Source organism: Pacificoceanicola niger (genome assembly GCF_048553275.1).
GTDB lineage: Bacteria > Pseudomonadota > Alphaproteobacteria > Rhodobacterales > Rhodobacteraceae > Pacificoceanicola.
In genome coordinates, this window is sequence record NZ_JBLZMW010000039.1 from 1 (window position 1) to 9,634 (window position 9,634).

A 9,634-nucleotide genomic window follows, 5' to 3' on the forward strand; every position below is an offset into this window, starting at 1 on the left:
ACCGTATATAGAGCGCTGGATACAGGAAGTGCCAAAGCGGACGCAGACCCGGATTAGGTCCGCTGGCTGCTATGCGGACTGAACCGCCATTCCAGATACCGGTGTCGATGGCCGCAGTCAGGCTCGAAGCTGCCCTTTGTGCATGACGCAGCATGACGCTCAAGCCCAAAACGAAGGGGGAGACGTTATTCGCTGTTGTCCAAAGAACCTTGGTTGATGAAGCCGAAGCAGAAATACGGTTCACCGTTTTTTGATAAGACGATTGGGGGTTACAGAGCTGCCTTGCAAATCCAGGCTTCAAATGCCGCAACGGCGGTTGTCGGCTCTTTGTTGGAAAGCCGGGTGATCCAATACCGTCCGGTTGTTACTTCCGTGTCGAACGGGCGCACCAGCCGGCCTTCAGATAGCTGCGCCTGAAACATGGCATGGGGCAGAAGCGCCACGCCTAAGCCTTTTGCCGCCAGTTCCGCCATGGCGACAGAAGAATCGTAAACCGGGCCTTCGATGTAAGGTGACACCATACCTGCTTTTTTAAACCAGATGGGCCATTCATCGGCGCGATAAGACCTGAGCAGCTTTTGGCTCAGCAATGTTTCGGGCGCTTTTAGGGCCGATGCCACAGATGGTGCGCATATCGGGGTCAGCGGTGTTTCCATCAGGGGCTGTATGGTCAGCCCGGGCCAGCGCCCGGCACCGAAACGGATCGCCAGATCAAGACCCTCCCGGGCGATGTCTACCCGGTTGTTGTTTGTGAAAAGACGAATGCTGATACCCGGATGGGATTCCTCAAATTTAGCCAAACGCTCCGCAAGCCACCCGACGGCAAAAGTCGTCACAACCCCCACATTGATCGTTTCATGATAACGACCATCCGTGAACCGATCCAAAACGCTGCTGATACGATCAAGGCTGGCGGTCAGGACCGGTAGCAACGCCTCACCTTCCGGGGTGAGTAGCAGCCCTTTGGACGTACGGTGAAACAGCTTTGCACCAAGCTGATCCTCCAGGCGCAAAATCTGATGGCTGACAGCAGCCTGGGTCACGCAAAGCTCTATGGCGGCATTGGTGAAACTGCCCTGACGAGCAGCAACCTCAAAGCTGCGCAGCGCGTTGAGAGGGATGTTTGGGCGATCCATTGGCATTATTTTTTCTTATGCAGAGTTTGACAATTAGTCGTTTGCGCACTGTATGAAAAGAAATTAATGCCGCTCTCATGAGCTGGATCAATGCCAGTTCAGCAAATATCAACCGACACATCATCTCTGAAGCCCAATGGTTTGTCTTTTCAGCCTGCCGGAAGGGTCGAGATTTTGCGCCGTAACAAAGAAGAGTGGAAAACCATGAAGGCATATATTCGAGCACTCCTGAGCGCAGCTTTGATCGCGGGAACTGCGACACCGTTGTTGGCGCAGGACCTGCAAGCAACAGTCTCCGCCTGGGAGGAGCGTCTGGATGCGCGTATCGGGGTGGTTCTGCGTGACTCATCCTCAGATTGGGAAATCGCGATGCGTGCAGATGAACGATTTCCGATGTCGAGCACGTTCAAATCCCTCCTGTGCGGTGCGGTTCTGGCGCGTGTCGATGCGGGACAGGAAAATCTGGACCGGCGCATAACCTACGCAGCAGATGATCTGGTGACCTATTCCCCGGTGACAGAGAAACATTTGGACAATGGCCTGACAGTCAGTGAACTTTGTGAAGCGACAGTGACTCTCAGCGACAACACTGCGGGTAACCTGTTGCTTGAAGCTGTGGGTGGGCCTGAGGGGCTTACCACCTTTCTGCGCGGTATCGGAGATCAGACCACACGCCTTGATCGCTGGGAAACGGCTCTGAACGAGGGGGCAGTCGGGGATCCACGGGATACATCTACACCTTCGGCCATCCTGAACACATTGGAAGTGTTGCTTCTGGGGGATGTTTTGACGCCCGCTTCTGCGGCGCAACTGCGTCAGTGGATGATTGACGACGCAGTGGCGGACGGGCTGATCCGGGCCCACCTTCCTGACGGCTGGGTGATCGGCGACAAAACCGGGGCCGGAGGCAATGGCTCTCGCGCAATCATTGCATTCATTCAGCCTGAGACGGATGTTCACTACTTTGCCGCGATCTATATTACCGAAAGTGATGCCGATTTTGCACTTCGCAATCAGGTGGTTTCAGAGATCGGTCAGGCAATGATCGCCGAGATCAGCGCCCGATAAGTGGACGCAACTCAGGGGCCGCGATAAGCCCCAATTTTTGAGGAGAGCCGTTTTGAAGACTCTGTCCCGACGCTTGTTTACCGCCGGAGCGGCATCTTTGCTTGCCTCCGCGGCAACTGGCCGGAATGCTTCCTATGGAACGCGCGAGTGGCAACCGCGCACCTATGATGACGGCCTGATCCCGCGCTTCTCATTCGAGGTCATCAGCCTGCAGGTCGATGGTGATCTCGGCGTTTCGGTGCTGGACACGGAGACTGGCCGTGCGAGCGGATGGGACGAAACCTCGACATACCCGCTCAACAGCACCTTCAAGTTTCTGCTTGCGGGAGCCGTTCTTCAGCGCGTGGACCGGGGGCAGGAACGGCTCGACCGGCAGATCGCAGTTCGATCCTCGGATATTGTCGCGTGGTCCCCGATCGCAAAAGAGGCGGTCGGTGGCAACATGAGCCTGCGCAGCCTCTGCGAGGCCGCAATGACGCGCAGCGACAACGCAGCGACCAACCTGCTTTTGCGCAGTGTCGGTGGCCCCGAGGCCCTGACTGCGACGTTGCGCAATATGGGCGACCCGGTGACGCGGATTGATCGCTACGAGACCGAGATGAACGATGTGCCCCCCGGCGATCTACGGGACAGCAGCACACCGTCACAGATGCTGAAGACCATGGAGACATTATTGCTGGGCAACATTCTGACAGCGCGAAGCAAGGAACAGCTTGCCGCGTGGATGATCGCGAACACGACCGGCGGCGCGCGGATCCGGGCCGGTGTGCCATCTGGCTGGACGGTCGGCGACCGGACAGGCACCGGCCCCAGAGGGGAAACCGCGACCATTGCGGCGATCTATCCGCCAAACCGGAAACCCCTTCTTATGACGATCTATATCAGAGGGTCGTCCCGAAACAGGGATGCACAGGAAAGCACACATGCCGAATTGGCCCGCATTGCAACCACGAATGTGGTGTTGCCACCCTACGATCCCTATCCCAATGACTGATCGCCGCTTTCATTTGCTGCCCATGTCGGTGGTCCTGCTCTGTCTCGCGCCTCCGGTGGGGGCGCAGGATCTGGAAGGCTTGACCTGGAGTGAGCAGAAATGTGTTCTCTATCAGAGAGCCGTCGATGCCGCGCTCGGGTTTCAAGGGCTGGACGGCCTGCGGACAGAATTTCTGACGCGGAATCAGTCGTTCATAGACAGCGGCTGCCAAGCCCCCGCCGATGTATGCCCGGTCACCGAGGCCGAACTGGAATTGGCCAATCTGCTGACGATCATGACGATGAACGAAGGCATGGCCAGTACTTTCGTGCCGTTCAAATGCTCCTGACCTGATCCTTCATCTTGTGAAACGGCTACGTGGCAAACTTGCGTTCCAGGCGCAAGGCGCCCCCATTAGGATTGCCACATGGCTGGCAGATTCCGCCACTTTGTATAGATCGCTAACTGCGCTTCGCTGCCATTCGAGCGAGGCGCAGCATTTGGTAAAGTGGGCTCCCTCAAGCCGTTCGCTGCGATCTGCGCGAACGGCTGCTTCGACGCTGCGGCCGTTCACTGAACCGTCTGTGACAGGCTGCTGAACTTATTTGTGAAAAACGACATCGCCAATAACCCCTGAGGAAACCCATGCGGCAAAAACGGTCGTTTTTGAGCCAAACACAGCACTCCGAACTTTTCCAAGCATTTGGAGAGCTCAAAAACCTGGTGCAAAAACCTTTGCGTTTTGAGCCGTTTTTGATACCGTATCGGCATGATTATTGGATACGGGCGTGTTTCGACCGAGAACCAGCAGCTCGATGCTCAGATCGAAGCTTTGAAGAACGGCGGAGCTGAACGCATTTTCGCGGACAAGATCAGCGGCTCCAAGCGAAAACGCCCGGAGCTCGACAAGATGGGGTCGTTTGCGGGAGGGGGCGGAATCCTACGCTAAGGCTTTGGCCAGCGATATTCTCCGGTGAGATTGATGTGTTCCCATCCGAGCGGCGAAACATGGGCCAAGAGATCGGGCGATAGCAGCTTTCCATCGCGTTTCTGGTTTGCAACGACCTCGCCGAGCTTCATGGTGTTCCAGAAGATGATGATGGCGGCGAGCAGATTCATGCCGGCGATGCGGTAATGCTGGCCTTCGGCGGAACGGTCGCGGATTTCACCGCGGCGGTGGAAGCTGATTGCCCGCTTCAGCGCATGATGAGCTTCGCCTTTGTTGAGCCCGATCTGGGCACGCCGTTGGAGTTCGGCATCCAGAATCCAGTCGATCATGAACAGGGTGCGCTCGACGCGACCGACTTCCCGCAGGGCTGTCGCGAGCTCGTTCTGCCGCGGATAGGAGGCGAGTTTCCGCAGAATCTGGCTTGGCGCGACGGTCCCGGCAGCAATGGTGGTGGCGATGCGCAGGATGTCGGGCCAATTGCGCTCGATCATGGCTTGGTTGACCTTTCCGCCGATCAACGCTCGCAGGTGCGCCGGGGCGGCCGACGGATTGAACGCGTAGAGCCGTTTGGATGGCAGGTCGCGGATGCGCGGAGCGAACCGGTAGCCGAGAATGGCACATGCGGCAAAGACGTGATCGGTGAAGCCGCCCGTGTCGGTGAACTGCTCGCGGATATGGCGTCCAGCATCGTTCATCAGCAGGCCATCGAGGATGTAAGGCGCTTCGCTTGCCGTTGCAGGAATTACCTGGGTTGCGAACGGCGCATATTGGTCGGAGACGTGGCTATAAGCTTTCAGGCCCGGGGTATTGCCATATTTCGCGTTGACCAGGTTCATGGCCTCACCTTGCTCTGTAGCGACGAAGAACTGTCCGTCGCTCGAAGCCGACGTGCCCATGCCCCAGAACCGGGCCATGGGTAACGCTGCCTGTGCCTCGACCACCATGGCCAGCGCCCGGTCATAGGCTTCGCCCTCGACATGCCACCGTCCAATGCGGATCAATTCCCAGAAGGTGTGGGTGTTTGTCGCATCCGCCATTTTGCGCAAGCCGAGGTTGATCCCTTCCGCCAAGATAACGTTCATTAGCCCGATCCGGTCAGCGCAGGGTGCTCCTGTGCGCAGATGGGTGAACGCTTCGGTGAAGCCGGTCGCCGCATCCACCTCCAGCAGGAGATCGGTGATGCGCGTGGGCGGGATCTGCTTGTAGAGATCGAGCACCAGATCTTCGGCGCCTGTCGGCGCGGCGGCTTCGAGTTTCTCGATATGCAGAACGCCGTTCTCAATCGACCCGCCCGGGATCGTGCCTGCGCGAGCGGCACGGCCAAGCTCGCGCAACCGCATGTCGAGGCGAGCTTGCCGGTCTGCCAGCCATTCCTCCGGCCGCAATGGCACAGCGAGACGACCGCCTTCCGCGATGGCTTGTGCCGGAACGAGTGCGTGTTTCAGATCGCCATAGCGCCGGGACCTAGTAAGCCAGACATCTCCGGAGCGGAACGCATCGCGCAGATGGAACAGCACCGCGATCTCCCATAGGCGAGCGTCGCCAGCCCTCTGGGCCCGAAGGTGGCGATGCCATTTCGAGCTGGGCCGCAAGAAGCTGGTCATCGCGGCATCGTTCAAACCGGTACGAAGGGCCGTCACAGCTTCCAGAAGCGGCAGTGCAACGGGCGCAGCTCGCAGATCGAGCAGGCGCAACATGCGTGGAGCGTATCGGCGGAAGCGGTGATAACCGTCGAGCACATGATTGAGCGGATCGTCGGCCATGGTGGCGGTCAGCCTGGTTGCCATTGCAACAAGGGTTTTTAAGCCGTCCCACCCTGACCCACTCGCGATGACATCGCCCAGCGGCTGGCCATCATCCTGTGCATCGACCAGGGCGCCCCCGATCTCGGCGAAGGATTTCAGGGTGTCACGCACCACCCCCGCTTCGTCTGCGACCTTTGCATGGCAAATACGCTCCGAAGCACGGTAGAGACGGCCGACGATCCGGTCGTGGGTTTCGACCACTGCGTCGGCCAACATCGCCTGCCATTCCGAGACGCAAACAGCCAAGATCGCAAGCCGCCTGTCCTCCGGGAGATCGCGCATGCCGTCGGCATAATACCGTTCACCCTGCCTGCGCAGACGAGTCACCCGATGGGCAGGAACGCCGGCAAGCAGATCCTCGGGGAGATCGACGCGTTGCAGATATTCGAGCCGGTCGAGCAGCCGGTTGGCCGACGAAGAGTTCGAGCCAGGCTCGAACTGGCGCAGCCACACAAAACGGGTCACCCGATCATCAGCCGTCTCCTCGAGCAATGCCAGCAACTGTTCTCGGATCGGCATAGGCAGCCGACTGGCGATCCTCGTCTCGATGCGTCGCTCGGCATCGACGAGAGCCGCGGCACAAAGCCGCTCGATCGTGGATGTCGCGGGAAGGACAGTGCGGGTGCGTCGGCACTCGGCTACGAAGCGACGGGCGATATCCTCGTTCGACACCGCCATCTCCGCTTCTCGGAACAACCATTCCTTCAGCTCGCTCGCACCACGCCCGGAGAAGGTGCGGAAGCCGTAGAGCCCCCGTAACTCGGCAAGATGCTCGTGCCGTGTTTCCTCGCGGGCAGCATAGTCTACGAGATCGTCGGCACCCAGGCCAAGCTGCGCTCCGATAAATTCGATGACCTCTGCAGGGATCAGTTCGCCTGGAGCCAGCACCCGGCCGGGATAGTGCAGGACACACAATTGCAGGGCGAAGCCGAACCTGTTGTGAACGCGCCGACGCAGCCTGATATGCCCAAGGTCTTCATCACTCAGCGTATAGTGCTTGAGCAAATCCGTCTGTGAAGTCGGCAAGCGCAACAGCGCGTCTTTCTGCCGATCGGTTAGAGTGACGCGACGCGGCATACATGTTCCTTTTTCAAAATCTGATAGCGTTCAAGACGCTTTATTTATGAAGCTGGTTGAGATACATTTCCAGAGGTCAATGCAATCGTGGCCGAAGCGCCGCCTCAAACCAACGTTTGTGATACATGCTGATCGGATATGCCCGCGTCTCCAAAGCCGATGGCTCGCAGTCTCTCGACCTGCAGCACGACGCCTTGCGCGCCGCAGGTGTCGAACGGGACAATATCTATGATGATCTTGCTTCCGGCGGTCGTGATGATCGCCCTGGCTTGACTGCCTGCCTCAAGTCATTGCGTGACGGCGATGTGCTGGTGGTCTGGAAGCTCGATCGCCTCGGACGATCGCTTGCCCATCTGGTCAACACGGTGAAGGAGCTGTCAGACCGCAAGATCGGCCTGCGGGTTCTGACTGGAAAGGGCGCTCAGATCGACACCACGACTGCGTCCGGTCGCATGGTGTTCGGAATCTTCGCCACCTTGGCCGAGTTCGAGCGGGATCTGATCCGAGAGCGCACCATGGCGGGTCTCGCCTCCGCGAGAGCGCGCGGTCGCAAGGGCGGACGAAAATTCGCGCTCACCAAAGCTCAGGTGCGTCTCGCGCAAGCCGCCATGGCCCAGCGCGATACTTCAGTTTCCGATCTCTGCAAGGAACTCGGCATCGAGCGCGTCACTCTCTACCGATATGTCGGTCCCAAAGGCGAGCTCAGAGACCATGGAAAGCATGTTCTCGGACTTACGTAGCAACTCGTTTCTTTTCGCAGGTTGAGCCACCTCCGCGCTTCATCAGAAAACTGAAGGAACCTCCATTGAATCGAACTAATATTTTTTTTGGTGAATCGCATTCTGACTGGTTGCCTGTCAGAGGCGGAGAATCTGGTGATTTTGTTTTTCGACGTGGTGACGGGCATGCCTTCGCGAAAATCGCACCTGCTTCCCGCCGCGGTGAGCTCGCTGGAGAGCGTGACCGCCTCATTTGGCTCAAAGGTCGAGGTGTGGCTTGCCCCGAGGTGATCAACTGGCAGGAGGAACAGGAGGGTGCATGCTTGGTGATAACGGCAATTCCGGGAGTACCGGCGGCTGATCTGTCTGGAGCGGATTTGCTCAAAGCGTGGCCGTCAATGGGGCAGCAACTTGGCGCTGTTCACAGCCTATCGGTTGATCAATGTCCGTTTGAGCGCAGGCTGTCGCGAATGTTCGGACGCGCCGTTGATGTGGTGTCCCGCAATGCCGTCAATCCCGACTTCTTACCGGACGAGGACAAGAGTACGCCGCAGCTCGATCTTTTGGCTCGTGTCGAACGAGAGCTACCGGTGCGGCTCGACCAAGAGCGCACCGATATGGTTGTTTGCCATGGTGATCCCTGCATGCCGAACTTCATGGTGGACCCTAAAACTCTTCAATGCACGGGTCTGATCGACCTTGGGCGGCTCGGAACAGCAGATCGCTATGCCGATTTGGCACTCATGATTGCTAACGCCGAAGAGAACTGGGCAGCGCCAGATGAAGCAGAGCGCGCCTTCGCTGTCCTATTCAATGTATTGGGGATCGAAGCCCCCGACCGCGAACGCCTTGCCTTCTATCTGCGATTGGACCCTCTGACTTGGGGTTGATGTTCATGCCGCCTGTTTTTCCTGCTCATTGGCACGTTTCGCAACCTGTTCTCATTGCGGACACCTTTTCCAGCCTCGTTTGGAAAGTTTCATTGCCAGACGGGACTCCTGCAATCGTCAAGGGATTGAAACCTATAGAAGACATTGCTGATGAACTGCGCGGGGCCGACTATCTGGTATGGCGCAATGGGAGGGGAGCAGTCCGGTTGCTCGGTCGTGAGAACAATCTGATGTTGCTCGAATATGCCGGGGAGCGAATGCTCTCTCACATCGTTGCCGAGCACGGCGACTACCAGGCGACCGAAATTGCAGCGGAACTAATGGCGAAGCTGTATGCCGCATCTGAGGAACCCCTGCCTTCTGCCCTTCTCCCGATCCGGGATCGCTTTGCAGCTTTGTTTCAGCGGGCGCGCGATGATCAAAACGCAGGTTGTCAAACTGACTACGTCCACGCGGCGATTATAGCCGATCAAATGATGAGCAATGCCTCGGAACTGCGTGGGCTACATGGCGATCTGCATCATGAAAACATCATGTTCTCCAGTCGCGGCTGGCTGGTGATAGATCCCGTCGGTCTGGTCGGTGAAGTGGGCTTTGGCGCCGCCAATATGTTCTACGATCCGGCTGACAGAGACGACCTTTGTCTCGATCCTAGACGCATTGCACAGATGGCGGACGCATTCTCTCGTGCGCTGGACGTCGATCCGCGTCGCCTGCTCGACCAGGCGTACGCTTATGGGTGCCTTTCCGCAGCTTGGAACGCGGATGGAGAAGAGGAGCAACGCGATCTAGCTATCGCGGCCGCGATCAAGCAGGTGCGACAGACGTCATACTAGATATCAAGCGACTTCTCCTATCCCCTGGGAACACATCAATCTTACCGGAGAATATCGTTGGCCAAAGCCTTAGCGTAGGATTTCGCCCTCTCCCGCAAACGACCCCTCGACCGCCTTGGGCGGTCAACCCGAGACGTTCTGAATCTGGTGCATGAGTTGGATGCGAAGGGCGCGTCGTTGC

10 protein-coding genes are annotated in these 9,634 nt (G+C 58.2%); 7 read left to right on the forward strand and 3 right to left on the reverse strand.

The window, feature by feature from the left end:
- A partial coding sequence (locus ACN2XU_RS23915; protein ID WP_419412858.1) for a hypothetical protein occupies nucleotides 1–244 on the reverse strand: 244 nt, incomplete at its 3' end.
- Between the two features lie 25 nt (nucleotides 245–269).
- Entirely contained in the window at nucleotides 270–1,142 is an 873-nt protein-coding gene (locus ACN2XU_RS23920) for a LysR family transcriptional regulator (protein WP_317134940.1), read from the reverse strand.
- Between the two features lie 198 nt (nucleotides 1,143–1,340).
- On the opposite strand from ACN2XU_RS23920, the gene bla (ACN2XU_RS23925) reads away from it, so the two are divergent.
- From bla (ACN2XU_RS23925) to ACN2XU_RS23940, 4 genes are all read left to right on the forward strand, one after another.
- Nucleotides 1,341–2,204, forward strand: a complete 864-nt coding sequence (gene bla / locus ACN2XU_RS23925) for a class A beta-lactamase (RefSeq protein ID WP_394358523.1) — start codon at nucleotides 1,341–1,343, stop codon at nucleotides 2,202–2,204.
- A gap of 52 nt (nucleotides 2,205–2,256) precedes the next feature.
- A complete protein-coding gene (bla, locus tag ACN2XU_RS23930; protein ID WP_263955032.1) occupies nucleotides 2,257–3,198 on the forward strand; it encodes a class A beta-lactamase in 942 nt (313 codons plus the stop codon).
- On the forward strand, nucleotides 3,191–3,526 hold the full coding sequence (locus tag ACN2XU_RS23935) for a hypothetical protein (RefSeq protein WP_263955031.1): 336 nt from the start codon (nucleotides 3,191–3,193) through the stop codon (nucleotides 3,524–3,526). The genes bla (ACN2XU_RS23930) and ACN2XU_RS23935 overlap by 8 nt, the downstream gene beginning before the upstream one ends.
- Before the next feature lie 420 nt (nucleotides 3,527–3,946).
- Entirely contained in the window at nucleotides 3,947–4,126 is a 180-nt protein-coding gene (locus ACN2XU_RS23940; RefSeq protein ID WP_419412859.1) for a recombinase family protein, read from the forward strand.
- Here the strand turns inward: ACN2XU_RS23940 and ACN2XU_RS23945 are convergent.
- Nucleotides 4,123–7,008 carry a Tn3 family transposase gene (locus ACN2XU_RS23945; protein WP_031943935.1) on the reverse strand — a complete coding sequence of 962 codons (2,886 nt, stop codon included), beginning with the start codon at nucleotides 7,006–7,008 and terminating at the stop codon, nucleotides 4,123–4,125. The genes ACN2XU_RS23940 and ACN2XU_RS23945 overlap by 4 nt on opposite strands.
- Nucleotides 7,009–7,133: 125 nt before the next feature.
- Between ACN2XU_RS23945 and ACN2XU_RS23950 the strand changes: the two genes are divergently transcribed.
- The 3 genes from ACN2XU_RS23950 (at nucleotide 7,134) to ACN2XU_RS23960 (ending at nucleotide 9,453) form a co-directional block, all read left to right on the forward strand.
- Nucleotides 7,134–7,748 (forward strand): recombinase family protein, encoded by a 615-nt coding sequence (locus tag ACN2XU_RS23950; RefSeq protein ID WP_000904906.1) that lies wholly within the window; start codon nucleotides 7,134–7,136, stop codon nucleotides 7,746–7,748.
- 65 nt (nucleotides 7,749–7,813) lie between these two features.
- A complete protein-coding gene (gene aph(3'')-Ib, locus ACN2XU_RS23955) occupies nucleotides 7,814–8,617 on the forward strand; it encodes an aminoglycoside O-phosphotransferase APH(3'')-Ib (protein ID WP_001082319.1) in 804 nt (267 codons plus the stop codon).
- A complete protein-coding gene (locus ACN2XU_RS23960) occupies nucleotides 8,617–9,453 on the forward strand; it encodes an aminoglycoside O-phosphotransferase APH(6)-Id (RefSeq protein WP_000480968.1) in 837 nt (278 codons plus the stop codon). Before aph(3'')-Ib ends, ACN2XU_RS23960 begins: the two co-directional genes overlap by 1 nt.
- Nucleotides 9,454–9,634: the final 181 nt, after the last annotated feature.

Bases quoted from the DNA above. Each gene is read 5' to 3' on its own strand.
- ACN2XU_RS23920 (WP_317134940.1), bottom strand. From the start codon at position 1,142: ATGCCAATGGATCGCCCAAACATCCCTCTCAACGCGCTGCGCAGCTTT.
- bla (WP_394358523.1), top strand. From the start codon at position 1,341: ATGAAGGCATATATTCGAGCACTCCTGAGCGCAGCTTTGATCGCGGGA.
- ACN2XU_RS23935 (WP_263955031.1), top strand. From the start codon at position 3,191: ATGACTGATCGCCGCTTTCATTTGCTGCCCATGTCGGTGGTCCTGCTC.
- ACN2XU_RS23940 (WP_419412859.1), top strand. From the start codon at position 3,947: ATGATTATTGGATACGGGCGTGTTTCGACCGAGAACCAGCAGCTCGAT.
- ACN2XU_RS23945 (WP_031943935.1), bottom strand. From the start codon at position 7,008: ATGCCGCGTCGCGTCACTCTAACCGATCGGCAGAAAGACGCGCTGTTG.
- ACN2XU_RS23950 (WP_000904906.1), top strand. From the start codon at position 7,134: ATGCTGATCGGATATGCCCGCGTCTCCAAAGCCGATGGCTCGCAGTCT.
- ACN2XU_RS23960 (WP_000480968.1), top strand. From the start codon at position 8,617: ATGTTCATGCCGCCTGTTTTTCCTGCTCATTGGCACGTTTCGCAACCT.